22 protein-coding genes are annotated in these 26,122 nt (G+C 57.1%); 16 read left to right on the top strand and 6 right to left on the bottom strand.

What is annotated here, in order from left to right; translation table 11 throughout:
* Positions 1-90 precede the first annotated feature (90 nt).
* Positions 91-990: a PhoU family transcriptional regulator gene (locus EAF64_RS14390; protein ID WP_129069688.1), complete on the bottom strand. Its 900-nt coding sequence runs from the start codon at positions 988-990 to the stop codon at positions 91-93.
* Between the two features lie 176 nt (positions 991-1,166).
* Here EAF64_RS14390 and EAF64_RS14385 point away from each other — a divergent pair, with 176 nt between their 5' ends.
* The 5 genes from EAF64_RS14385 to EAF64_RS14365 all read left to right on the top strand — a co-directional run bounded on the left by EAF64_RS14385 (position 1,167) and on the right by EAF64_RS14365 (position 9,197).
* Positions 1,167-2,183 (top strand): phosphate uptake regulator PhoU, encoded by a 1,017-nt coding sequence (locus tag EAF64_RS14385; RefSeq protein ID WP_129069687.1) that lies wholly within the window; start codon positions 1,167-1,169, stop codon positions 2,181-2,183.
* A gap of 324 nt (positions 2,184-2,507) precedes the next feature.
* A complete protein-coding gene (locus EAF64_RS14380) occupies positions 2,508-4,109 on the top strand; it encodes a transposase (RefSeq protein ID WP_129069686.1) in 1,602 nt (533 codons plus the stop codon).
* A 356-nt stretch (positions 4,110-4,465) separates the two neighbouring features.
* Positions 4,466-5,779, top strand: coding sequence for a hypothetical protein (locus EAF64_RS14375; RefSeq protein WP_129069685.1), 1,314 nt, complete (start codon positions 4,466-4,468; stop codon positions 5,777-5,779).
* Between the two features lie 61 nt (positions 5,780-5,840).
* Positions 5,841-7,517, top strand: coding sequence for a transposase (locus EAF64_RS14370; protein WP_129069684.1), 1,677 nt, complete (start codon positions 5,841-5,843; stop codon positions 7,515-7,517).
* Positions 7,518-7,964: 447 nt separating this feature from the next.
* The gene (locus EAF64_RS14365; protein ID WP_129069683.1) at positions 7,965-9,197 is read left to right on the top strand and encodes a tyrosine-type recombinase/integrase; all 1,233 of its coding nucleotides are present in this window, start codon (positions 7,965-7,967) and stop codon (positions 9,195-9,197) included.
* 10 nt (positions 9,198-9,207) lie between these two features.
* Here the strand turns inward: EAF64_RS14365 and EAF64_RS14360 are convergent, their stop codons facing one another.
* The gene (locus tag EAF64_RS14360) at positions 9,208-10,830 is read right to left on the bottom strand and encodes a methyl-accepting chemotaxis protein (protein WP_129069682.1); all 1,623 of its coding nucleotides are present in this window, start codon (positions 10,828-10,830) and stop codon (positions 9,208-9,210) included.
* A gap of 104 nt (positions 10,831-10,934) precedes the next feature.
* On the opposite strand from EAF64_RS14360, the gene EAF64_RS14355 reads away from it, so the two are divergent.
* From EAF64_RS14355 to EAF64_RS14325, 7 genes are all read left to right on the top strand, one after another.
* Positions 10,935-11,315, top strand: a complete 381-nt coding sequence (locus EAF64_RS14355; protein ID WP_129069681.1) for a hypothetical protein — start codon at positions 10,935-10,937, stop codon at positions 11,313-11,315.
* 72 nt (positions 11,316-11,387) lie between these two features.
* The gene (locus tag EAF64_RS14350; RefSeq protein WP_129069680.1) at positions 11,388-11,666 is read left to right on the top strand and encodes a hypothetical protein; all 279 of its coding nucleotides are present in this window, start codon (positions 11,388-11,390) and stop codon (positions 11,664-11,666) included.
* A gap of 8 nt (positions 11,667-11,674) precedes the next feature.
* Entirely contained in the window at positions 11,675-12,001 is a 327-nt protein-coding gene (locus EAF64_RS14345) for an FUN14 domain-containing protein (RefSeq protein ID WP_129069679.1), read from the top strand.
* A 134-nt stretch (positions 12,002-12,135) separates the two neighbouring features.
* Positions 12,136-12,771: a hypothetical protein gene (locus EAF64_RS14340; protein WP_129069678.1), complete on the top strand. Its 636-nt coding sequence runs from the start codon at positions 12,136-12,138 to the stop codon at positions 12,769-12,771.
* On the top strand, positions 12,738-13,250 hold the full coding sequence (locus tag EAF64_RS14335; protein WP_129069677.1) for a hypothetical protein: 513 nt from the start codon (positions 12,738-12,740) through the stop codon (positions 13,248-13,250). Before EAF64_RS14340 ends, EAF64_RS14335 begins: the two co-directional genes overlap by 34 nt.
* A gap of 100 nt (positions 13,251-13,350) precedes the next feature.
* Positions 13,351-13,680, top strand: coding sequence for a helix-turn-helix transcriptional regulator (locus EAF64_RS14330; protein WP_129069676.1), 330 nt, complete (start codon positions 13,351-13,353; stop codon positions 13,678-13,680).
* Positions 13,681-13,749: 69 nt separating this feature from the next.
* Positions 13,750-14,397 carry a DUF7474 family protein gene (locus EAF64_RS14325; protein WP_449272290.1) on the top strand — a complete coding sequence of 216 codons (648 nt, stop codon included), beginning with the start codon at positions 13,750-13,752 and terminating at the stop codon, positions 14,395-14,397.
* A gap of 53 nt (positions 14,398-14,450) precedes the next feature.
* Here the strand turns inward: EAF64_RS14325 and EAF64_RS14320 are convergent, their stop codons facing one another.
* A complete protein-coding gene (locus EAF64_RS14320) occupies positions 14,451-15,689 on the bottom strand; it encodes a Cdc6/Cdc18 family protein (protein ID WP_129069674.1) in 1,239 nt (412 codons plus the stop codon).
* Positions 15,690-16,791: 1,102 nt separating this feature from the next.
* Between EAF64_RS14320 and EAF64_RS14315 the strand changes: the two genes are divergently transcribed.
* The 4 genes from EAF64_RS14315 (at position 16,792) to EAF64_RS14300 (ending at position 18,934) form a co-directional block, all read left to right on the top strand.
* Entirely contained in the window at positions 16,792-17,628 is an 837-nt protein-coding gene (locus tag EAF64_RS14315; protein WP_129069673.1) for a phosphoadenosine phosphosulfate reductase domain-containing protein, read from the top strand.
* A gap of 109 nt (positions 17,629-17,737) precedes the next feature.
* A complete protein-coding gene (locus EAF64_RS14310) occupies positions 17,738-17,983 on the top strand; it encodes a hypothetical protein (RefSeq protein WP_129069672.1) in 246 nt (81 codons plus the stop codon).
* Positions 17,984-18,062: 79 nt separating this feature from the next.
* The gene (locus EAF64_RS14305) at positions 18,063-18,431 is read left to right on the top strand and encodes a UPF0175 family protein (RefSeq protein WP_129069671.1); all 369 of its coding nucleotides are present in this window, start codon (positions 18,063-18,065) and stop codon (positions 18,429-18,431) included.
* Positions 18,428-18,934, top strand: a complete 507-nt coding sequence (locus EAF64_RS14300) for a twitching motility protein PilT (RefSeq protein WP_129069670.1) — start codon at positions 18,428-18,430, stop codon at positions 18,932-18,934. Before EAF64_RS14305 ends, EAF64_RS14300 begins: the two co-directional genes overlap by 4 nt.
* A 225-nt stretch (positions 18,935-19,159) precedes the next feature.
* Here EAF64_RS14300 and EAF64_RS14295 read toward each other — a convergent pair whose 3' ends face one another.
* The 3 genes from EAF64_RS14295 to EAF64_RS14285 all read right to left on the bottom strand — a co-directional run bounded on the left by EAF64_RS14295 (position 19,160) and on the right by EAF64_RS14285 (position 26,110).
* The gene (locus tag EAF64_RS14295; RefSeq protein ID WP_129069669.1) at positions 19,160-20,434 is read right to left on the bottom strand and encodes an RNA-guided endonuclease InsQ/TnpB family protein; all 1,275 of its coding nucleotides are present in this window, start codon (positions 20,432-20,434) and stop codon (positions 19,160-19,162) included.
* A 264-nt stretch (positions 20,435-20,698) separates the two neighbouring features.
* On the bottom strand, positions 20,699-24,571 hold the full coding sequence (locus tag EAF64_RS14290; RefSeq protein ID WP_193767695.1) for a PAS domain S-box protein: 3,873 nt from the start codon (positions 24,569-24,571) through the stop codon (positions 20,699-20,701).
* A 630-nt stretch (positions 24,572-25,201) separates the two neighbouring features.
* Complete coding sequence (locus tag EAF64_RS14285) at positions 25,202-26,110, bottom strand: CHAD domain-containing protein (protein WP_129069667.1); 909 nt, start codon at positions 26,108-26,110, stop codon at positions 25,202-25,204.
* Positions 26,111-26,122 lie beyond the last annotated feature (12 nt).

The following is a 26,122-nucleotide window of genomic DNA, read 5'->3' as shown; positions in this document are numbered from 1 at the left end:
AAAGATACCAGAATTGGTAGATGTCCTAGTTGATCAGTCCACAGGCACAGTGAGCAGCCTTCACATACGGTTGTCCGGCAGTCTACTCCATCAAATCGCGATATGTTCGGGGTTCTGGGCGGTGTGGAGTCTGACAGCCAGTTCGGCGGTGTGGACCCAGTAGAAGATAGCGCGTTCGAGCGCACGCGTGACGCTGACGAGGTAGCCATAGATATCGGGATCGTAGGCCGTCACGAGCTCGAAGAGTTCGTCGATATCACGATGTACCTGTGCTTCTTCGGTCCGGAGGTCGTCGTAGCGTTCGGCATCTGCCTCGAAGATGATCTGGTGCATCTGGTCGTTGATCCGCTCGCCCGCCTCGAAGATGTCGATGACACGCTCGGCGACGATTCCTGTCGCGCTCGTCTCTCGTCCGTCGACGATGTCGGCGATGAAGCAGGCCCGATCACCGACGATCTCCAGATTCGTCGCCATCGTGGCCAGATCCGATGCCATCCGGTTTCCCGGCCACTCCGTCGCCAGCATGTACGACTTGAGTTCGTCGAAGATGGCGGCGTGACGCTCGTTCGTCAGCGGTTCGAGTTGTGTTGCCTTGTCTTCCGGACTCCCGTCCTCGAACGCGAGCCGGGCACTCTCGTACTGTGCGCGGCTCACGTCGTCGAGCCGCTCCAGCAGGTCGAGGAGGTTCTGTCGTCGCCGCGACCGAAGCTCGTTCGCCTCCTGGTCAGGGCTGTCTGCAAGCTGTGAGACGCTCTCGACGCTCTCGTACAGTGCTGTCTCGTCGACGACGTACCCTTTCTTGACGACACTGTCACGTTTCAGCTCCTGCAGGAGCTCCGAGAGGTACTGCTCGGAGATACCGACTTCGGCAGCGAGTTCTGCCTTGGTTTCGGGGGCGATACGATCGATCGTTTCGATAACCTGTGCGATGGTCGCCTCGCGGCCGTGCCGAGCGGAGTCCTGCAGATTATGCCGCAGCATTCGGGACATACCGGCGCTTCCAAAGACACCAAAATAGACGTACGGACCCGAGAGTCCAGACGGCTCTGCATCCGTATTGTCATCCCGTAGGCCACAATATTGCTCTGTTCCTCTTGGGTCGTTCCGGAGTGTTCAGTAACTCTCATATAAGCCATAATATTCGACCCTCAGTCATACTGGGATAAATGGAGACACGTAAGGTCCAACTCTCTGGAGGCACCACCTACACGATTTCACTACCGAAACAGTGGGCCAAGGAACACGGAATCGACTCGGATTCGCTCGTGGCCCTGCACCCGAACGGCGACGCGTCGCTGCTGGTCAACGTCGTCGACGAGGGAAACCGATCCGAGCGAACGGCTGTCGTTGATGTCTCCACAACCGACACACACGCACTGAAACAACAGATCACCGCCCTCTACGTGATCGGCTTCGACTCGATAACGCTGCGGAATCGGAACGAGTTCAGCGACGATCAACGGCGCGCTGTCGAGAAAGCCATCAGCGGCCTCTCGGGCTTCGAGTTACTCGAAGCAACTGAGACGCGGATTCAGGTCAAGAACCTCGTCGACGCCGAGAACGTCGACGTTCGGAAGACTGCACTTCGGCTGCGACTGGTTGCACTCTCGATGCTCGACGACGCGCTCACGGCAATCTCGAAACGGGATCAGGAACTCGCTCGTGATGTCGTCAGGCGCGACAGCGAAGCCGATAAACTGTTCGCAATGGTGACTCGTCACTTCCGTCGGTCGCTATCAGACCTCCACGAGGTCGAGAAACTGAACCATTCACGCGACGACCTGTTCGAGTACTATTACGCCTGCCGACAGTTCGAACGCGTTGCAGACCACGCAGAGAAGCTAGCAACGTTCGTCTGCCGCGAAGAGCCCACGATTCCCGACCCACTCGTCGCGTCACTCGAACAGTTTGGCGGGACCGCTCGCGGAATCCTCGACGACGCCGCAGACGTTGTTCTAACGGACGCCGACATCGAGATGGCCCACGACGTGCTGGCCAGGCGTGACTCGCTGTTTGACGAGGTTGAGGCCGTCGACCGCGAACTGTACGACCACGGCGAACCCCAGGCCGCCTACACGACCGGACTCCTGCTGGACAGCATCAAGCGGATATCGACCTACGGCGCGAATGTCGCGGAAATTGGCATTCAACAGGCGCTTCGGAAGCAAATCGATCGGTCCTGAATGGCTGACCGCTATCTGTTGAGTCAGTTCCCGAGACAGCAGCACCTTCTAACGCTTTCGTTCGACAGCAGTTTGTACCGCGACACAGGCGGACGCTTGCTCGATCTCGTTTGCCACCCTTTCGACTGATCCCTGCCCTCTCGCTTCGAGGCATTCGACGAAATCCTGTTCGAACCCGCCCGCGTCAAATACACCTCCTGCAGCCTGTAGACCCACGACGCTCAACACATGAATCTCCGAGTCGTGCTCTGCGCAAAGTTGAGCGAGAGTCTGTTCCAGCACGACTGAACAACGGTTTGCTTTGGCATCACTATCGAGGACCTAATGGAGTGTCGCGATCGGTGGATTATGCAAGCTTATATTGTCGGGATTGCGTTGCGGAACGACCTTCGAGAGGGGACATCGCTCTGTGCGGCAATTCAGTCGATCGATGGACCATTCGAGACGCTCGATGATCGGTATCCCGGCTGGCATCCAGCCCCCTATTCGTTCCAGGGCATGGTTCGCCTGTTTCTCTACCGAGAGATTACGGGTAAGAGCTACCGCACGCTTGGCCAGTACCCAGAACTGGCGGACGTGTTCGGTCTGAAACGGATTCCGGGTGAGTCAGTGCTCTCACGCGCCTGGCGGCACCGCTTTGACGACGGCGTGCGGGAGTTCATCACTACGGCCGCACACTACGTCGTGAAAGAGATTCACGATGGAGACTTGTCAGTCCCAGGCGCTCGGCCGAAAGAAGAGGTTCTCACGCCAGAGAAAGATCGCATTCCAGCCACTACCGAGGAACCGACAGAGTCCGGCACCGGATTCTCTGACAGAGCAATTCATCGAACGACACGACTTGCCAGAGAGCATGGCTTCGGTGGATTCGACTCGGGACGAGCTGCGAACGCCACGTACGAGGACACGCGGTTTTTCGAGTTACAGACGTTCATGGGGATGGTCGGCTGTGGCACTGCTCAGGGCGCGGCGCGGTTTCAGGTACGCCGGGGCAAGGAGTACGGCCCGCACGGCGATACCCACCTGCGAACGCTGAAACAGTTCGCGCCAGCAGAGCTGATCGAGGCGTTTGATCAGGCCTGCGACCGCCTGCTCTCGGCAATCGCGTCAGAAGCGTCATTCCGACGACCAGTGACTACGGCAATCGACATCACGACCGTCCCGTACTACGGCGATGTGGAAGAAATGCCGATGGTCAGCGGGCTGACCCCCGACGATCGGGCGTTCAAGTTTGCGACGTTATCGATCGTCGGTCAGAATATACCACTCATACTGGCTGTCGAGCCAGTCCGCGAGAGTTCTGCGTGGGACGACAATCCGTCGAATCAGGTCCATCGGACAGTCAGGCGATTAGTGAGCCGAGCGAAAGAGCACGTCCCGATTGAGACTGTGCTGTGTGACAGGGAGTTCGACTCGATGCGGGTGTACCAGACGCTCTCGAATCTGGGCGTGAACTACCTGATCCCGAAGCGGATTACCAGCACGGAACGGGGAGCTATTGAGTCGATGGCCGATGATAATCACGAGGTGGCCGTTGAATCGGCGGTCGTGGACGTTGAATTGGGGTCGCACCCGATGCGGTTCCTGTACGTGCCATCGTCGAAGAGTGACGGCACAGCTGTCTTTGCGACGAATCTCAGAGTTGGTCCAGATGAAGCCGAGACGTTCTGCCGCCGGTATAGCCGCCGCTGGCAGATTGAGAACGAGTATAAATCGATCAAGCACGACTTTCTCGCGAAGACATCCTCGAAAGACTATCGCGTCAGGCTGTTCTACTTCGTGTTCGCAGTGTTGCTGTACAATATCTGGCGACTCACCGACTTCCTGCTGAAAGCGAGCGTCGAGGGCGAAATGGGCTATGCACCGATTCTGACGGCTGGGGAATGTGTCGAATTGGTCTGTGGAGACCTCATACCGCCTGATTAGATGGAAACGTCCGCCAGGTCCGCACTTCCTGAGTGGCAACACTCTCGTTCGAGGGTGAAACCTGATTAAATTTTAAAATTTATCTGAACTACATTCCCGAAATACGCTTGTACAGCCATTTCCTCGGCTCTGATTGGCATGAAATAACGGTATTTGGCTCAGTTTTTGTCCATCCTCCGAAACTGTGGAACTTCCAACGGCGCAACAGTAGTTGAGGGCGGTCGGCTCAATGCATACGACTTGAGAGGGACTTTCTGTTCAGTGGCGATCACCACCAACAACTTCGCTCTCTCTCTGCAACTGATCGATAGCTAACCCAGTAGATATATCCGATCTGTCGATGAGTAATATCCAACATGAGAACACGTCGGGGGGTTCTCACGGCCGTACTCACCAGCGTTGTCGCCGGCATTACAGGATGCAGCACGACATCCCAAGAGCGTCCGACAGAAGCTAATACTGACCCAGAACCCCAGCAAACGACGGAGAGCGATCAGCCCAACACGCAAGACGGAGACCAAACAACTGAGGACACCGAACCAGAAACATTCACCTTACCACGGACGGGCACCCTTAGCTTCAAAACGCGAGACGGCAGCATCGGCCCCGACGGATTCTTCGACCAGGGTCACATCACACTCGAGACCAGAGTCGTCCAGGAAAACGGCGAGGAAGAGTTCCTCACCACACAAGAACTCCGTGAGAAAGAGCACTTCAACAAAATTCAGGAAATTGCCGAGAACAACTACACTGGCTGGCAACGAGAACTACTCAAAGACTTCCCCCATAACTTAACCGACAAAGACTGGTTGATGGAGAATATATACCAGCGGATTGCCGATAACCGCGATGCAGTAGATCAAGAATATCTGGAACAATTTGAGATTCCGTTCACCCCAGAAGAGTACACAGGAGAAGGTGATCTGGATGAGAGATTCACCGATTCTAAATGGCAGAATATCTGGGGGTTGGTGATGCAAGTAGCAGATGATGGAATCAGCTCGACCAATGACTGGATCAAAGCAGCGATGCTTGCAGCGACCGAATACCACGCTGCCAACAGGACAACAGTCACCTTCGACGACAAAACAATGGATAGTACACACGGGCTTGGATTCGCCATCACAGACCCAACATACGACGACACCAACCTAAACCAGCAGGAAGCATGGGGCGTCGAAACCGACCCCGGAGAAGACGACCTCATCTGGCCGGTAGACGAAACACACGGCTACCCCAACCGAGATGATCAAAGGATCGCCTTCGAGACACCGGAACCAGATGCACCAACAATAACAATCGGACTTACTAGAAGAGAGGAGATAGATAATGACGAAGGAACTGGAAATGTGACTATAGAGAGTCACTTAGACGGTAAATTCGAGGATTTCATCAGAGACCCGAGTAGCCAAAAAGGCATGAAGTACCTGGATGCGATGTGCCTCGCATCGTACATCGAGGATCAGGCACGCACTGAGGGTGGGCGTTACGTGTCGGATTATGTTGAACACGATGGCGCAGTCCCGGAACTTGAGGGCGCAGAAATACACGTCTACGACGATCGAATCGAATACGTTCTGGACGGCGAAGTCGAAATTACGCGTGAGTCCAACCTCTCCACACCAGAGATGGACTCTAATAACAACACAGAGACGACAGCGGTAGACTGACTTTCCGACGCTACTGATCTATCGGACGGACTCTTGACCCTCTCGTGGCCACTCTCTTCCCGTGGCCCCAACACGTGAGTCTCGCCGCACTGTCTTCCGGCAGATCGCCCAGCGATCCTACGCTGACTGGCCCATGTACGAGTCGAGCGGACTGTTCGATCGCTCATCCCTCCCAGCGCTGGAGTCGGATGTTCGGCTCGTTGCGGAAACATGGTTCCAGCATGACGATCACGAAGCCGTCGAACCATTCGTCCACGCAGTGCCCCTCACATACGTCCAGTTCGATGCCCACGACCGGTATGCAGGGTCGACGAGCTACGAGATGGAGACGTTATTTCGGCTGTTTCTGCTGAAGGAGCTCTATGGTTGGGACAACGAGACTGCCCTTGTCGAATACCTTTCTCAGCATTCCTACCTCTGCGAGCAACTCGACCTGAAGGCAGTTCCAGACCAGTCGACACTGTGGCGGAGCTGGCACCATCGGTTCACTGCTGATCTCCAAGATACCGTTGAGACAGCAGCGCGAACGATCCTCATCAAAGCACAGAACGCAGGTGTCACGGTCCCGCGCGAACCAGAACGACAGAGTCGCAGACATCATGACGAGAATGAAGAATCGGACCCCGATGATCAGACCGTATTAGAGCAGGCCAAGACCGTCACTGATCGTGTCAGCGACGTTGTGTTCCCAGCGTTCTCATTGGATCGAGGCGAGGGCTGTGAGATCCACGAGAACGCCTACTGGGATCTCCAGACCTATCTCGGGCTTCGAGGGAACCTCGCTGTCAATGAGGGTGCTCGGAGTTTCATTCACGAATCTAATCGGGAGCGGACACCGCTCGGCCACGCCCATCGCGAGCATGTACGCGATCTCTCGATCAAGCAGATTCGGGAGATGTACCGCCACGCCGTGAGTCGCCTCTTAGATCGAGTCGCAGAGACGGAGGAGTTCTTCCGAGCTGGTATCGTTGCCATCGACATCACCGAGTCCGACCCATTCACCGGCGATCGAGCCGGCCACGAAGACGAGATTATCGGGACAAAGGAGAAAACCGATGAATACGCCTACCAGTGGGCGACGGTCCAACTGGTTGGAAATGCTGTTCCGATCGTGCTAGACGCACGGCCAGTACGCAAAGGGGACACGCGCAAGGAGATCGTCGCGGACCTCTTGGACTCGGCAGAGGCGGCTGTTCACGTCGATAACGTGCTGATGGATCGGGAGTTCGACAGCCAGCACATCCTGGAGATGCTCAGCCAGCGCGGCCTCTCCTACGTCGTGCCCAAGCGGATGCAGACCAGCGAAAAAGCGCAGGCGAAACGACTTCTCAAGCGAGGAAAGGACCGCTACGAAACTGATCGAAAACTGCACTTGGGCGACAACGAGTGGCACTCGACGACGCTGATCTACCGACGGAAAGAGAACTCCGAACACACCGATCACCGGCAGTACTCTGTGTTCATGACGAATACGGGAACCGGGCATCTCACTGAGTACGGGTATCGGTGGGAGATCGAGAGCGGCTATAAGTCGATCAAACGATTCATGGGCGCGACAACCTCGAAGGATTTCGGATTGCGATTCTTCTATTTCGCGTTCGCCTGTCTGTTGTACTCGATTTGGCGGGCAGTTGATTTGCTCGTGCAGGTGCAGTTGACCGGTGAGTACGAGCATTCGCCCATTGTGACAGCCGACAACACGCTGACGCTGGTGAAGAAGGAAACCGGAATCGGATAGTAACGGGACTCTCTCCGTGGGAGCCCGGCACCTGAGTGGCGACACTATCCGGAGTCTCGGAAATCTCCTGTATTGGTTGTCTGGGGAATAGGAATGGCCGTTCAGAAAGCGATCTGACGCAGATTCTGCTTATCGATTCGGGTGATACCACGCATTACAGGCCCGCTATACCCACTGTAGTCTCAACATGCCAATTGCGAGATTTTGTATAGCGGTATGTGGTTTAAAGATTCAGTAATTGCGTCGAACCAGCCATTGCAGCCCCTGAAGCCGGTTTTTTGGTTTTCGCGGCCAAATCCGAGCTGGTCGTGATTACGCCAATAATCACGACCACTTTGAAGTACCACGCCGCCCTCCGGTAAGCACGAATGCGACAATCCGCACAGCAGATTCCCTCTCCCCCGAGAAATCGAGCAAAACACGGGGGGCGCAGAGGTGAGTTGCGCGATGTCTGAGCAGGACGATCCAACCCCGCTCACCAGTTCCTTCGATCGCTACCTCCAAGACAAAGGCAAAGGGCGCGGGGGAGACGGCGGCAACTACCGACGCAACGCGGAGCGGGAGCTGCAGCGATTCGTAGAATGGGCCACCGGCAACCGCGGCGACGACGACTGGACTGGGATCACCCCTGACGAAGGTCACGACGAGCCCGCGTTCGAGGATCTCGACGAAGGTGCGTTCCGCGAGTACGCACGGCACCTCGCCGGAGACCGGGGACTCAAGCAGAATACCGTCCGGACCTACTATGCGTATCTCTCGGCGTGGTGTGGCTGGTGCGTCAACGAAGGGTATCTGGAGGCACACTACGCCCAGCGAGCGAGTGCAACCGCCCCACTCCCCGAAGACGACGGTCGGAAGCCCGGCGACCAGCAGGCCTGGACACCCGAACAACGCCACGAACTCACCCGCCACGTCGATCAGCAAGCGCGTGAGGCTATCGAGTCCTACGAGAAAACACCGTCCGTGGACACAGCGGCGGTAGACAAGCAGCGAGCGCGCTACAGGGCACTGAAAGCGACACGTGACCGAGCGCTCGTCTACCTCATCGCCTACACAGCCGTCCGAGTCGGGGAGCTACTGCGGGACCCAGACGACCCGCGTCGACGCGGGGTCCGGTGGGAAGACCTCAATCTTGAAGACGGGAGCATGGACGTCTACCGGAAGAAACAGCGGTGGGACGCCGCCAGCCTACCAGATCCAGTCATCCACCCGCTTCAACAGTACCGCAAGGTTCTGAAACCACCGACCGACCGGTGGCCAGTCTTTCCGACGTTCGATCAACGGTCGCTCGGAAAACTCGTCCAGGAAGAACTCACAGACCGTGGCCACAAGCCAGCAGGTGTCGAGGATCGTCGCGACGACTTCGTCCGCGACCTCTTGCTCGCACTTGAAGAGAATATTCGGCCGGAGTCGATCACGACCGATGGGGCACGATCGATACTCCGGCGACTCACCGACGGCGCTGGCGTCGACGTCGACCATCCACGACACGAGTATCTCGCACCCCACGGGGGACGCCGAGGTATGGGTGAAGTCCTGGTCCGCTCGTTCGGCTACACCGTCGCAGCCCGCTATCTGGATAACTCAGAAGAGATGGTTCGAGAACGCTACTCGCACATCGAAGCCGGCGAGCTCGGTGACGTCGCGACGGAAGCCCTCAATGACGTAGATGGAATTTGATTTGACAGTACTAGTCGTCGGTCGCAGCGGCCGGCGAAGCGGGCTCAACATTTTCGGCGGCGGTGTCGGCTTGGAACTTTCCGAGGTCTTCCCGGAGCGTCCCAATTTGCTCGCTGAATTGGTGTGTTTCAGTGGTCATCTCGTCCAGCATCGACTCCTGTTGTGATGCAGTCGCCGCCAGTTCGTCAGTGTTAGACGCCGTTTCCGAGACCGACTCCGAGAGTTCGTCCACGATCGCGACAACTTCCTGTGTCGATTCAGCCTGCTCATCGGCGGCCTGATCGACCTCTTGAATGGCTGTATTCACCTCGACAACATCGCCAACGATGTTCTCCAGTTGCGTTATCGTCTTGCCGACTGTCTCGCTCCCTTCGGACACCCGTTGTTGGACGCCCGTGATTTCCTGTCGAGTCGTTTCAACCTCGGTTTGGATGTCGTCGATCAGGCCTTCCACGTCTGCCGTTGCCGCGCGGGTTTCCTCCGCCAGTTGTTTCACCTCGCTTGCGACGACGCTGAACCCCTCGCCTGCATTGCCCGCTCGTGCCGCTTCGATAGACGCGTTCAGCGCGAGGATGTTCGTCTCTTCGGCGATCCCGTCGATCAGCTCCACAATGTCGGCCACTTCGTCCGTGATCTGTTCCAGGCTCTCGACCGCCGATACAGCCTGTTGAGTCTGGTGATTGATCTCGTCCAAGGCACTCTGTGCATCTGACGAATTGCGCTGTGCTTCACGGCCGATTTCAGTAACAGTCTCAGTCTGGTTGGCGATCTGGGTGACTGACGACGAGAGTTCCTCAACGGTCGCGGACACTGTTGATAGTTCCTGGGCCGCGTCGCTCAGCTGTTCCTGTTGAGTCGCACTCCGGTCAGCGATCGTATCGGCAGTGGCCGAAACCAGTGCAGACTGGTCAGCTACCTCGCTGCCGGATGCTTCGACGATCTCACTTTTGTCGTCGACCGTCTGGGCGACTGACTGCGTCTGAGCGATCAATCCTTCAAGTGTCTCCAACGTTTCGTTCAGCTGTTCCCCCACTTCAGACATGGCATCGCTCAGACTTTCCGGATCAACACGTGCCGTGAGGTCACCTTCCGCGACTGCCAACAGCGTCTCATTATACTCAGTGGCCTTCAGTTCGAGATGCGAGGCAAGTGCATCGGCTTCATTCCGGTTCTTCTCGGCCTCGTCGCGAGCGGCCTCGGCCTCCTCCTTCGCTTCCTCCGCGCCCTTACGGGCCTGCTGGGCGTCACTGAGCGCGTTTTCAATCGATCCGGCGGTCCGGTCAAGTGTATCGAATATCTCGCCAATCTCATCAACCCGACCCGTATTGATTCGCATCTCGTAGTTTCCATCGTCGATCTGATTCACTCGAGCGTTGATTTGCTGGAGCGCCCGGTACATCTCCGCGTAGCCAAGAAAGCCTGTTGTCGCTACGACGGCCGCAATGAATATGGCCGCGAGCAAGACGCTATCGAACAAAACGACAGCCATAGCAGGGCCAAGCGTGACCGACAGGATAGGGCCGAGGATGAATAATCGCAAACCCAAGCCACGCCGAAGTACTGCCGGGAGGTACGGTTCGATTCCCATGGGAAGCCGCCCGATCGCTGATAGGATTCGCCCAGTGACGCTCATCTACTACCTGGCATACAGGACTGTAGGTTGAAAAGTTCTCGAAGCAATTCACGAATCGATATCAGAAGCAGAGTAAAGTCCGGACGTGTCGCAATTGAACTCGGATGGCAGCAGATCTCCCCACCGGCTTGGACTACGAGGAACGCGACGGTATCGGCATCTGGAAGATTGACTCGCTGGCAGAAACCCTCGAATCCGGGGCACTCGAAGAGGGCGAAGAACACTTCCGAGAGCACGCTGGCCAGCCCGACATGAATGCCTGTATCATTCAGATCGGTGACGCAGAAACTGGCGGGTCGGACACACTCGGACACGTTGCTGAAGAGTGGACCGCGCTGGCGAATGAAACGGACATCGATAGGACCGCCTACGTTACAGAAGGGCTTGCGAGAATGGCCATTGCTCAAAAAAATGATGCGGCAAACCATACTGCGAAAGGATTCACAGACCTCGAAGAAGGACTTGCGTGGGTGAAGGAAGCCTGACCCTGACTAATTGCGATCTTCCGGCCCCAATTTTTAGCCTACATGGTGTTGAGAAACAGCGAGGAGAGTGCGATGCACAGCAACATCCACGATGCGGTCCGATCGTTGCTCGCCACCCGTCGCGAGTACGTCAGAGAAGCCGTCGTCGACACCGCTGTTCGCGATCAACAGATGTCCGACAACGGAACAGACTCCCTCTACGCTGCGAAAGCGCGTGCCCTCCGTCGCCTCGAACACAAAATCGAGGACGGAACCGTCGGCGGGGACGATCTGACACTGGCTGCCGAGGCTGTCCTCCGCTACGAGCTGAACAAAGCCGTCGAGCAGGCCCCGGACCAGGTTAGCGCATAGCGCTAACGATGGTCACCGGAACAGAAGCCGTCGCGACGGGGTTTCTCGGTGCTGGTGCGATTGGGGGCGTCATCGGATATGCGGTGAAGAAACTCGCCAAGGTCGTCGCCGTTCTCGCCGGTCTCGAACTCGGATTTCTTGCGTACCTCGAACAGATCGGGATCATCACCGTGGACTGGTCAGCATTTGCGTCGACACTCGGCAGTGGAACGCTTGGCCTGGTCGTCGACGGAGCCTCGTTGTCCGGATCGTCGCCGCTCCTTGGTCTCCTTGGGACACTCCCCGTCGGGACTGGGTTCGCAGGCGGGCTGTATCTCGGTCTCAAGAAAGGCTGAACTGTCGGGTTACAATTTCAACGAGGGGTGTCAGATTATGTTAGCGCGTTGTGCTAACCCGGGTTGCTTCGTACCAATTGGCTCGTGGCAAATTGCTACGAGGCAGAATTGGGGCACTGCGGTCCAATTGACCAATGTCGCAGAACAAACGACTCACCGAATACTGGGATGCGGACGGTCCGGGATCGGGACAGAGCGGAATCGCCGCCTCCTACCGACAGCCCGTGATGGCCGACCGGCTCGTCACCGACGGGTTCTACCAGCTGAAGGACGGCCAGGGTACCGACTACGGACTCACACTCCGTCGATTCCAACGCAAAGACAAATCCAGCCAGTTGTTCCACAACGAACGGCGGTATCTCGCCCACGCTCGATGGGTAAGTGACGGCGACGTCGAGTCCTACATCGACGAGCATGGCGAAGCGGTCTGGGAGCTCCCATCCGCGTATGCGAACTTTCGCGAAGAGTTCAACCGGTGGCTCCACCGGGCCAGTGGAACGCTGACCCGATACGGCTACGGGATCGGCCCCAAAGCCATCGAGATCGCACTCCGAGCGCTCGCCGGCAAAGGGCGGTACTCGGTGGAGAACTACAACCTCATCGTCTGTGACGACGCTCCTGCCGTACTACTGGGGCCAGCCGGAACAGTCCTCATTCGAGAACATCCAATCCAATCCACAAGCCCGATCTGGACGGCCAGCACGCCGCACAGCCGGTCGAAACTCCAGCCGGTGAGATGGTCGTCGAAGAAGGCAAGCCCACCATCCTAACCGGGATCGAACGCTTCGCGAGCATCCTCGAGCAGGACTTCGACATCACGATCAGCGACCACGTCTCCCCGCCACGATCGGGAACCAGCCAGCACCGGTTCGCAGTCGAGAGTTTCACCGCCGACGGAGAGACAATTGAAAGCATCGCGATCAACGCCGACGCGCTCGCGACGCTCGGCCAGTGCCACCGGAACCCAACCGACGTGCCAGTGTACGGCGGCGGTGTCGTCGATGCCCCAGTTGGAGACGGACAGTACCACTGCAGCTGGGACGGCCCAGACGAAGATGAAGAAATCGGGACAGTGGACAAGTACGGTCGAATCGTGGTCGGCTACGAGTTCGACTGGCGGTCAACAGTAACCGGACCGAAGAAGGATCAGGCCTGCGTCCGCGTTCACCACCTGCGGTTCAAGGGCGGAATCCAGAACGAGTTCGTTCGCGATGACTCGGTGACAGACCTCGAATCCACCGAGATTTGAACTTCAGAAGACTGAAACAGGTCAACCAGCTACGGATTGTGGCTGTGCGAATTCCCCAGCCGGACAGGAGTAGCTCCGGCACACAAACCCCACCCCACCTATGAGTAAGCACGACACGAAATCCGCAGACGTATCGGCAACAGACTTGACCGCGTTCCAGAAAGAGGCCCTACTCGCCATCACTCGGCTAGAGGACAGCGACGAAGAACCGTACGGCCTCGGCATCAAGCGCCAACTGCAAGAGCGCCTCGGCGAAGAGGTCAACCACGGCCGCCTCTACCCCAATCTCGACGATCTCGTCGACCTCGGACTTCTCGAAAAAGAAGCACTGGACAAACGAACGAACACGTACACTCTCAGCGAAGAAGGGAAAGGACTCCTGCGAGCCTACCGCGACTACGTGGACGAGACCGTCTCAACGACACTCTAGATCGTCCAGATCCGTTCACAGCTATCGTTTTGAGTTGTGAGCGTGCGACCTAAATAGCCGATTCTGTCTATGTACGATCGATATCCCTGCCCAGATTGCGGCGAACCAAACGGACACGAGCCGCAGTGTTCACACGGGAGAGCATCGCGAGCCGACGTCGAGAAGGCCTACATCGATATTATCTCCCGACTGATGGTCAGCCCAGCGCCGGGCGACGAACTCCGAGACACAGCCGACGGTGAGTGGTCCGACCTCCATGACGACGCCTTCGCCGAGTTGCTTTCTGCAGGACTCGTCGAGATGGATGGCGACGGCGTCTTCGAGCTGGTCCCGCTAGACGAGGCTCACGACCCGGTCGATCCTCAGTACGATCCCCTCGCGACGATCTTCAAGCACGGCTCCGTTCCAGGAGCCCACGACAACGCGATCTTCGCGCTCGTCGCCTGGTACGAAGCCCGCGGCCTCTCGTGGCACGAAACGAAAGAGCGCGTCATAGACTGGTTGCACGAAACAGGAGCGTGGGAGCGAGGCGGATTCGAAGAGGATTCGCCTAGAGAGGTCCTCGCGAAGAAAAAGCACGTGTACGAAGGCCCCGGTAACGGTGACGGCTACGGCTGGAAGAACAAAGCGAAGGAGGCCAAGCGAGTGATCGATCGACATACCGGAACTAATTCGAGACCCGAGAGTGGCACGAAGCGGACGGCAAGGTCCAACTAAGCATCGCGAAGGCACCAACGCTGGAGGGCATGATGTACTACGGCGAGTGGCCGTCACAACATCGCCGGGTCGGTAGCATCGTACACGTGTTCGACGACGTCGGGATCGTACATAAGACGGTGTTCCTTGTAGGTGCCGACGTTCTTGCCACCGTGATTAGTCTTCGCCTCAGTGATTTCGAGGAAGGATAGTTCGTCGAGGATCTGTCGACGTCGTTCGCCCGAGAGCGGGTCTGCCCCTTCACGCTCACAATAGATTTCGTACGTGTCGAATATATCTGAGGTGCGGAACCACTGGTCAGTGCCCTCATCGCCTTTGGTCAGCGCCGCCAGAGCGACAATGATCAATCGAGCGTGACTCGGAAGCCCACTGATGAGGCTGTTGAGACGTTCGGCATCTGCGAGTTCGCGGACATCGTCGATCATAGCCTCCGTGATCTCGTCGTATCCCTCTTCGACAGCATGTTCCCCGAGATAGAACAGGAGATTCACGCCTTTTCGGGCATCTCCGTGTTCTTTCGCTGCCAACGCGGCAATTCGCGGAATTACTGCATCTCCGAGAACATTTTCCTGGAAGGCCTCTCGGCGGTGTTCAAGAATCTCCCGTAGCTGGGCGGCATCATAGGGGTCGAACACAAACTCTCGGTGACCGAAGGAACTCTTTGTCCGTTCGTCCATCTGATCCCGGTAGTTGATCTTGTTCGAGATACCGATGATTGAGATAGGCACGTCAACGACACCTGTCTCGCCGGCTCGAGAAAGCACCATCAAGGGGCTATCGTCGCGTAGCATATCGACCTCGTCAACGGTGATGATGACGCTGTCGTAGTGGGTGTTGACGACCTCCCAAATCCGCTCGAAGTATTCGTCAGTCGAAAGACCACGGGTCGGGAACGACACCGAACTCATCTCCGGGGCCAGCGATGCACCGATATTCCGCACCGCGCGTGTGGTACCGTTAGCAGAGCCACAGTTGACATAAGCAGTCCCGATATCAGTCGGCCGCTGTTCAGCCTCAACCTCCAACCGCTGCATGATATGTTTAGCGACGAGCGATTTCCCGGTCCCGGTCTTTCCGTATATGAGGACGGAATTCGTGGGCTGCCCATCGATAAGTGGACTAACTACGTTGGCTAGGCGCTGAATTTCCTCCTTCCTACCGACGATCTTGTCAGCTGCGGGCACGTGATTCGTATCCACCAGCTCCCGATTGTTGTATATCTGCTGGCGATTGTTCCGAGATGTATCGAAGAGGGTCTCGGGGTCATAATCCTCGCCCGAGTCGGAAGTCATACTCCCCCCTCCAAACGCCAGACACGTAAAAGTACACACCGAGTTTGGAGTTATAACATGCGGCAAATGCTGTGATTCCCGGGAAATCCCGTAGCTAGCGATAACTCCAACCCTGCCCGGAGACACGTAATTTGGAGTTAAACCACCCTAACGGCTGGAAATCGGGGACACCCAGTTTGGAGTTATAGATAGACGTGTCCGCTAACCAAGAGACACCCTGTTTGGAGTTATAGAAAGGCTCGATCGTTTACTGAAGCAACACCCAGTTTGGAGTTATAATCCGACTTGTTCTTCACGTACCAGACACCGAGTTTGGAGTTATACTACAGAGTCGTCAAAGGAAAATCGGTCATCAAGAGCAACGATCAGAGAACAAGTCAACCAGTCTGCTGCATTTCCCTTCGCTCGTGAAAGAGTAGCAGTAGTAGAGGACGTTTCTACTTCGATTACGGACACGGGAGGGGTCACCGGAAAGACTGCACCGACTTCCCATCCGCACAGCAACTGATGAAGGCTCGATCAGCTGGAGAAACGAGTGGGCAGCACACCGAGGTTGTACTTATGGAGTGAGAAAATCGGCACAGACACCCGGTTTGGAGTTATAACGAGATTGGCGTTCAACAGGGGTACCGAAAAGATGGATCAGGTAGTCCCCAAGGGAGATCGTGGAGTAGAATACATCAGGAACGAGGGGGATACGACACCCAGACAGACACCCAGTTTGGAGTTATAGAGTTCTGAAAGGGAGGGAAGGGTCTCAAAACAGCCAAACTGCAGGGTTGTTAACTCCAAACTGGGTGTGTTCCTTCTAGTCTAGTCTTTCTAGAAAGAAGAAGAAAGAAGAAGAAAGAAGAAGGAGAAAGATGTCCAGTAGTCAGACGCTCACACCGTGCTTACGGCGGTACTGGTCACACTCGTTCGGAGCAGCTATAACTCCAAACTGGGTGTGTGTGTTCCTGCAAACAGGTCCACTACTACCGAGTCTCAGTCAGCATCTCAGCGTAATCCGCAAAGGGGTGGGTAGCTCATGTCGTTCTGGTTGAGGTGGTAGAGTGGTATACAATATCCTGTATTCAGTTGGGGGAGTGCGGACGGAGCAGAAATGCAATCTCAGTACCATTCGCCTCAGTCCGTTTTCGGTGCCGCGACGGATCGATCATTCGAGCGGGTGTTCGCGCTCGTTTCCGGCGGTTCAGATTCGACGACAGCAGCCCATATCGCCCGTGCCTCCGAACAGATCGACGTCGACGGGATCGTCTACTTGGACACGGGGATCGGCATTCCCCAGAGTCGGCAGTGGGTTCGAGAGTGGGCGGACAAGATGAGACTGACCTGTCACATCGTGGGGAGCCAATACCGCCTCGAAAAGGAAGAGTACCACAACCTGGTCTACAATTTCGGAATGCCGGGTCCAGCTGTTCACAACCAGATGTTCCGGAACCTCAAACAGAAGCCCCTCCAGCGGTTCCTGTCGGACGTCGTCGACGGCGAACCTCTCCTGATCTCAGGCGTTCGCGAGCACGAAAGCCAGCGGCGGATGGAGAACATCGACGGGAAGGGAATCCAGGAAGACGACCTTGGAATCTGGGTGTCTCCGATCGTCTCGTTCACCGACGCCGAGGTCGCCGAGTACCAGGACGAACACGAGATTCCGACGAATCCGGTCAACGAAAAACTCCACGTCTCTGTCGACTGCCTCTGTGGCGCCTTTGCCCGCTCTCGCGAGGAACTTCGAGAGATCAAGCTGTTCTTCCCCGAGGTCTTCCGCTACTTCGAGTGGCTCGAATCCCACACCGTCGAGGCCGCTCGTCGTGGCCGATTCACAAAAGAGTACGCCCTGTGGGGACACGGGAATGCCGGTACCGCGGGCTACGAAGCCCCGCTCGACGACGAGCAGACTGGAATCCAACCTTTGTGCCAACTGCGAGCAGTCGTGTGAGCAGTCCTACGATCTGGAAGGCACGAGCCTCACCGACGCGGAAGCGAATCTGAAGCAGGACCAAAACGAGGGCTGTTCCCCACCGCAATTCTGCACGCACTGCCACTCGATGATCGACGATCCGGTCGGACATCGCGAGGAGTGTCCGATGACCGCCAGAGGCACTCGTCGCGACTACCGCCAACTCGATATGCTTGAGTCTCAGTTCCGCGGTGCGTGGATCACCGAAGGCGACCCGAAAGAGACGGAGTTTTGCTCCGTTGGAAAAGGCCACGACTGGGATGCAGGCGCCGTCGATGTCGCCAGCGTCGAACTGTGCGAGCACTGTGGGGCATTCCATCTGGGAGATCTGTAGTTGAGACCGGTCGTCTCAATGCATATGGCCGTCTGGCGCAGTTCATAAATAGTATGAAGACGTAGTTTGGGATAGAACGATGGCACGAATCACCGGCTCCTATCCAGACGATCTCGACTTACTCATCGAGGGTGCTGTCGAGGCTGGTGTGTTCGGGGGAAAGAGCGATGCGTTGCGAGAGTTCGTACGTGAGTACTTCGAGGACCACGAAAACGAGCGGATAGCAGCTGCGGTCGCTCTCTATGAACGCGAGCGAATCACGCTCGGTGATGCTGCGAGACTCGCTGATGTCGACCGCTGGACGATGCGGGATTTTCTCCGTGAGCACGGCGTTGAACTCCGGCTCGGGCTCGCGGACAAGGAGGATGCAGCCTACGAAGCGGAGGCGGCGACGGAACTCGAATTCGATGATGAGCCTGCTGATAACGAGACATCGGACTCGCAATGACGACTACCGATATTCCAGCGGACCCAAGCGTTCTCAATACAACTGTTCTCTCGAACTTCGCCTACATCGACCAGTTGTGGGTGGTGGCTAGACTCTCTGGAATCTGTACGGTACCGGTCGTTCGTGAAGAACTCCACAATGGTGTCGACGATCATCCCTACCTCCAGTCAGCGCTGGACATACTAGATGATGAGATGCCGGTCGCGACGGTCTCGGACACTGTTGCAAATAGAGAAGCGGTTGTCAGCGACCATCTTGATCCCGGAGAAGCACAGGCGTTTGCGCTTGCTGACGCACACGATGGTCGGTTACTGACGGACGACGGCGACGCAAGAGCATTCGCGAAAGAACAGGGCGTGACCGTTGCCGGTTCGGTCGGCGTCCTCTTGGCCGCCATTGATGCTAGGCGGATTAGCGAGGAAACCGCGAATGAATGGCTCTCAACGTGGATTGATGAAATCGGATACTACGTTCCCTATCGAAACATTACGGACTATCGGTGACCTTTCAGGTTCAGTGAATCTGTCATCCGAGCACGATTGGAATTCGACGTGTGATCGGACCATTTCCAGCAGTTGCTTTGACCTTCTCAGAAAGGATTCCGCGTTCAGTGTATGTGCCAACCACCTACTGTCGGTTCTGCCAGTTTGCATTATTCTTTACGGAGTGCAGAGATTTTGACATCCTCCCCGCCCTGAAGGGCGAGGATTCCCGACCGCGGTGGGATATTACGGTTCGCGGTTAGCAACCTGTTCTCGTGGGGCGAAACCACCCTCACTACGGTCGAACAGGCGAACCGCTGGCTGTGCCAACCAGCCGTTATCCCTATCACCGCCATCCGTGGCGAGACTCGGGAGTACCTTTTGCCGAATGTTCTCCGCACCATTCACGTCCGCGTTCGCAACCGTCTCGCACTTCTCACACACGTACAGGCCACGTTCAACCCGCTGATTTTTATCTGTGTGGCCGCACGCCGAACAGGATTTCGACGTATCGCGTTCGGACACCAATTCCACGTCTATACCTTCGACTTCTGCCTTGTAGTCGAGTAGCGTCGTGAAGCGGTCGAACGCCCACCCGTGCAAGTCGAGATTCCCGTGGTCACCCCGATTCCGAGACGCTCCGTTTTCGTCGTCTTCTCGGATACCGCCGAGGTCGCCCACGACAAGCGTCCCGACACCTCGTTCGACACACTCCTCCACGATTGCTTTCGAGAGTGCGTGTAAGAAGTGCGTCCGGCGGCCCGTTCGCTTCCGGTCAAGTCGAGTGGCTTCACGGGAGCAAGAATCGTCGCACTTAGCTTTCTGCTTCGTGAAGTAGTATTCGTCTTCTTTGAGTGCGCCACCCGGATACAACACTGATTCCCCGCCGAAGGAGACAGCGGCGACGTTGCAAATCCCGAGGTCAACACCAGCCACCTCGTCACCCGGCGGTTCCGGGTCGATAGTGGTGCGACAGACGAATTGTAGTCGCCACTCATCGCGCTTGTAGACGGCGCGAACCTGTTGAATATCCCACTCGGTCAGGTCAACATCCGGGCTAGTCTGGTACTCACAGAGGATGAAGTCCGACCGGTGTTCTTTGAGATTGCGGCCTTTCGAGAGGCGGACACGGATGAACTGTGCGTCGTGCTTGAAGCCAGCCGTTTTGAACGACACGGTTGAACGCGGGTGGGAGTCACCGTGTTTGCGGTAGCCGGGCGGTCGGGCACGGCTATCACCGTTCCGACGCTTGCCGAACCAGCCGTTGAACGCTTCAGCGAGTTCTTCGAGAACGCGCTGACTGGACTGAGAGTGTAAGTCCGTGTAGCGTTCGTGGCCTTTGAGTTCGGCTTTGAGTTCCCCGTCATCGGGGATCTCGCCCGTTTCGTCCCACTGCTCTTGTGCGTAGTAGCGACCGACGTTCCAGAGTTTTGAGGCGGCCCATCCGAGTTGGTCGAGGTCGTCACGGACCTGTTGCTGGTTCGTAATCGTGGCCTCGAAGGTTCGGATGGTTCGTCCCATTTTTTGGCTTCATAACTGGTTATGAACGCTGTTTTGTTAATAGTCTCGGTTGGCGTGGAATATCCGGCCTTGCTATCGACAGTGGATTGTGTCAGAGTTGTCGGCTGTATCCCCGCTCTAAAGGGCGGGGTTTTAGCCTTGAGTCTTCGATAATCAGCACGAGCAATCCAGTCAGAACGGCCTACGCAGAATCCATGCAGAGCGGATACAGCACAGCGACCCCGTGTTCGGATCAGAACTGACGAATCAGTCGGCCAATACCACTCACTCAACGGGCAGTCCAGGAGTATCGAACTCGAATCGAGCACCGCCATCTCGTCCGTCGGTAATCGCTACCTCCCAGCCGTGGGCCTCTGCGATGCGCTTGACAATCGTGAGACCGAAGCCCGTTCCGCCAGCTGCAGACGTGTGACCCGGTTCAAACACTGCGTCGCGGTCACCCGGTGGAATTCCAGGCCCATCATCTTCGACATAGAGACAGTTCTCACCACAGCGTCCCACTCGAACGGTTACGTCTTCACCAGCGTGTTCCACTGCATTGCGGAACAGGTTCTCGAACACGTGTCGGAGCCGGTCGTGGTCTCCACGTAGCGTGAACTCGTCCTCGATTTCGAGTGTCGCTTCACCTGCTTCTACCCCTGCCCAGCATTTCCCGATCAGATCAACGACCGGTATCGAATTCATCTCACCAACAGTTTCGCCCTGTCGAGCGAGCGTCAGGGTGTCTTCGATAATACTCTCCATTCTGTCCAGCGACCTCACGAGCGGAGTGAGGTGTTCCTGCAACTCGTCGTCGGCCCGCTGTTGCAGAATCGTCGCCCGCGCCTGAGCGACGTTGAGTGGATTTCGGAGGTCGTGAGAGATAACGCCTGCAAACTCGTTGAGTCGGCCATTCTGTCGCTGGAGCTCCTGCTCTCGTTCCTTGCGCTCGGTAATGTCCTGGAACGTCCCGTGAACAGCGACGATTTCGTCATCCTCGTAGCGTGGCTCTCCGCGCGTCCGGACCCAGCAAACCTCATTGTCTGCCGTGACGAGCCGCAATTCTAAATCGTACGGTTCGCCCTCAGTAGTGAGACGGTCGAAGGCTTCCCTGATAGTCCCTCTATCGTCCGGATGATAGAACTCGATCGCTTCTTCTGGTGTCGGGTTCGCATCCAGCGGCAGTCCGTGAATGCGATACAATTCGTCGGACCATCGCACCCGCTCGGACTGCAGGCTAACCTCCCATCCACCAACCTTTGCGACTTCCTGTGAGTCCTGCAGGAACTGGCTGGTCCGCTCGAGTTCCTCCTGGCGTTGTTGGCGTGTAAGCTCTGTCCCGACCCACTGCGCCATAATCCGCACGAACGACTCTTCAGCGTCCGTGATTGGTGCTTTACGAGACTCGGGACGCGAGAAATTCAGGGTTCCATACCGGTGGTCATCGACGAAAACGGGAACCCCGATGTAGGACTCGATTCCCTGCTCCCGGTACGCTGGATGGTCTTTGACACCAGCATCAACTGCACTGTGAAACGAGACTGGCCCGTCCGCATCATAGACCAGCGAACAGTACGTGTCTGTGAGATCGAACGTATCCCCGGGTTCGATAGCTTCAGCGGGGTCGACGACGTTCCGGACCATGTACTCGACGCCGTCGATCTCCGAGAGGATTCCGATATCGAGATCGAGATACGACGCTCCCAGATCGAGCAGGTCAGTTATCTGCTGGTCGACTGTTCGCTCGGCATCAGTTACTATGTCGGTGAACGATTCTAGGGCGTTATTCTGTTCTGCAATCTGTCCTTTGCTCTCTTTGAGTTCTTGCTCTCGCCGCTTGCGCTCGGTGATGTCAAGGTGGGTACCGACGGCACGAACGGGGTCACCATCGTCGCCACGCTCGACGACCTCCCCGGTGTCTCTCACCCAGATCCAGTCACCGGACTTTGTCTGCATTCGATGGTCGCATTTGTAGTAATCTGTTTCACCTGCAAAGTGCGCTTCGAGCGCGGCTTCTGCGTCAGGTAAGTCCTCGGGATGAGCGCGCTTTTCCCACGCATTCAGATGGGGTTCGATCTCGTTTAGCGAATGGCCCAGCATCTCTGCCCAGCGCTCGTCGAACGTAACCTCGTCCGTCTGGACGTTCCAGTCCCAGACACCCATTTGGCCACCCTCCAGTGCCAGATCTAACCGCTCGGTTTGCCGCGCTAGCTCCTGTCGCTGGTCCGCGCGTGTCAGTGCCGCCTCCACATTTGCCGCCAGTATGTGCGCTAGTGAGCGATCCGTCTCGTCGAATGTCGCACGCTCGGTCGCTCCGATATTCATAACACCGTGTTCGCCCAGCGGCAAGATAATCTCACTCCGGAGCGGCGTCTCGGGATTGTGCCGCCCCGGCTGTGACGCGACATCGTCGAACATTTTGACCTCCTGTGCCTGGAATGCCTCCCAGGAGAGATTGGTACCGGGGTCGAAGACCGGCGGCTCGCCCAGGAGGTCGCGCCCCGCATCAGTTACAGCCGTCGGCCTGAGGATGTTCTCGGTCTCGTCGTGCAGCCAGAGCCCGGTGATCGGCAGGTCGAGGGTGTCACGGGCAGTCTCGACTGCGATCTCCGCGATGGACGCATGTGTGTCGGCCTGCACGAGAGCACGCGTCGCGTCGTGCAGCCGGTCGAGGCGCTCCTCGTACTGTTTGCGCTCGGTGATGTCTCGACTGACTAGAACGAGCCCTTCGATTTTGGGATCCCCAAGTCGGTTAACTCCCGTCGATTCAACCCACATCCACGACCCGTCGTCGTGCCGAAACCGGTACTCGGCCGTCGCACGGGAGTCTGGCGTAGCCGTCAACTCTGCCAACTGCTCGGATATCGCCTCTCGATCAGCTGGATGCACGTGTTCGAGTACCTTCGCTCCGATCAGCTCCTCGGGTTCATGCCCCGAGACGCGACTGGACGCTGGGCTTACATATTCGACTGTCCCATCACCACTGATCGTTGTAATCACGTCAGAGGTGTTCTCGACAAAGGCCCGGAACCGGGAGAGCTCTCTTTCCCGTTCCTTGCGCTCTGTAACGTCTCGCCCGAGCGCGAGATATTGTGGCTCGCCCAGGACTTCGATTTTCGACACCCAGAGCTCGGTCGGAAATGTCGAACCGTCCCTGCGCTGGTGTGTTCTTTCAACTTTGAGTGTCTCTCCGATGTCCATTCCTGCCCACGTCTCCTGTGCCGTTTCCTGGTCGAGTTCGACCTCGAAGTCCGTGACGTTCATTTCGAGCAGTTCGTCGCGGGTGTATCCGAGATTCTCGACGTTTTGATCGTTGATATCCAGAATATCTCCGTCCGCGTCGTGAATAGCAATGGCGTCCGGAGCCTCGTCGAGCAACGCTTGGAGCCGTGTTTTGGCCTGTTCGAGTTCTCGTTCTCGGTTTTTGAGTTCGGTAATCTCACGTCCGGACCCGACGATGCGCTCGACTGTCCCGTCAACGACGATCGGCGTCAACTTGATCTGCCAGATAGTCGTCTCGTCGGTGAGGTCGAGTTCCTCCTCGTAGACAAGTGTCTCCTGGCGTTCGATGCACTCCCTGTAGTTGGCCGCCAGTTCCAACCCGGTTTCGTCGCCGAATACCTCGGTCGGCGTCTTCCCGCGGACTTCCTCAGTGGATCTGCCGGTAAATGCTTCCTCGCGGTCGTTGAACCGCTGGAAGCGAACAGTACCGTTTTCGTCGACATCGAGCAAAAAGAGTGGGTCCTGTACGTGATCAAAGACTGATTCGTACTCCCGTCTGAGGTCGTCCAGAGTCGCTTCTCGTTCCTTTTGATTGGTGATCTCACGACAGAATGCGACGATTGCTGGTTCCCCGCCACGAGATATCTTATTCACGGAGAGCCCAACCGGAATCCGGTCACCGGACCTAGTTTCGAAGGTGACCTCGTACTGAGCCGGAGCGTCTTCGTCGTTCGTCCGGGCACCGTGGTACTGCTCAACCAATGCTGCATCGTCGTCTGTGACCAGCATTGTCTTCGGTGCGCCCACGAGTGTTGCCTCGGCGTATCCTGTCAGTTCCTGCAATCGCTCGTTCGCGTAGACGATTTCGCCGTTTTGAGCAACGAGGATACCGTCGTTGCTCTGTTCAACGATTGATTCGTAAGGGACGTCGTCCATCGTCGAATTCATGTTCGCGTGACGTTCGGATAAATGTTCGAAGAGTGTGTCAGTCCGGATTAAATGGAGCAATGTCCCCAGTGGGGTTTTTTACCATGTCAGCTACAGGATTGACGATTTTGTCTTTCCCTCCCCACTCGACAACAAGTGACAATGGGGCAACACCGACACCATCGTCCGTAGCAGTTGGTCCGTCGCAGGAGACTCAGAACGATAGTGAATTGTTGCACACCGCTGTACCAGGCGATTCTGTCATACTAACCTAATGTCGGTGGTAGGAGACACGCGCTGTGCCGGTTGCACTGAAAACACGACGACAGCGACTCGCCTCCGTACACTGGACGAACGCTGGACCAGCCAGAACGTCATCAAGACCTAAAAAGAAACGCGTTGGTAGCGCCGATTACATGAGGTTTGAAATAATAATAAACTGTCATGAATCCTAGCAGGTAACATCCACAGTTTGCGGGACCGTGAGCCAGCTGTTTTCGGTTTTGTGAGTGTTCGAATCGGCGGTCTGTGAAACAACCCTCGAAGAACCGTGGTATTCACACCGACATCCCTGGGTCCGTATCCCGCTGCGCGGACGACATGATCGACGGGATCGGCATGACCGGACAGCGGCAGTGCTCAAGGGTCAGGGGCGTACTCGTGGGTCGCCGTCCAGTAGACACCGAGTCGATCGACGAGCTGGTCCGGTTGTTCGGCGAACAATCGCTCGCCTAAGGGGCGACCGCGACGATGGAGCTCCGAGCGCCGGCCCCTGATGATCCGATCGAGAGTCTCCCGAGTGGCTGGTGCGAACAGGTCCTCGTCGTGCATCATGATACCGAATTCGGCGAGGTCGTTCTCGTCACCGATGACGTCCGAGAGTTCCTTGAGCTCGCCTCGGCGTGTTTTCATTGGGCCGACCCAGACCCGTCTAAGCAACCGCGAGTGGTACCGGTGGTACTTGATTCGTTTGCGCCACTCGTGGAACCGCCCGAACCCCGGATCTTCGTAGGCCTCCACCATCCGGTTTCGCGCCCGCTTGTACGATTTCTGGAGTCCGCCGGCGACCGCGTCGTAGCCGTTCGTCGCGATCGGCAGGTCGTCGACACGCTGGCGACCCTCGACGAGGTCGTCCCTGACGGTGGCCAGCCGCGCGTCGAGGTCTTGTTCGGCCGCGAGTTCGTCACGACGCGCGACCAGTGTCTCTCGCATACCATCGAGGGTATCCGCATCGAGCGCGTCGGCATCCTCGACCGCTGGCCGGACGTGGTCGTCGAAGGTCTCGATAGCCGCGTGCGCGTCACGGATATCAGAGATACGCCTCGCCGCGTCGCGATAGTGAGCGTTCTCTTCGCTGTAGGTTGGCAGGACCGGGCGGACGAGTCGACACGCGGCCCGCACCTCCTTGCACCGCTTTCGCACCTCGTGAACCGACTCGTGGTCCCCCATCTCATCATCGATGTGGTCGATACCGCGCTCTACTTTGCCGGCGACGATCCGCTTGATCCCCGCCGAGACACTCTCGTCTGGCTGGAGCGTGTATTCCATGAGGAATCGCTT

Source organism: Halorientalis pallida, assembly GCF_004118325.1.
Lineage (GTDB): Archaea > Halobacteriota > Halobacteria > Halobacteriales > Haloarculaceae > Halorientalis > Halorientalis pallida.
The sequence above is the reverse complement of the archived record's forward strand: the minus strand, read 5'-3'. Positions and strand labels throughout refer to the sequence as shown.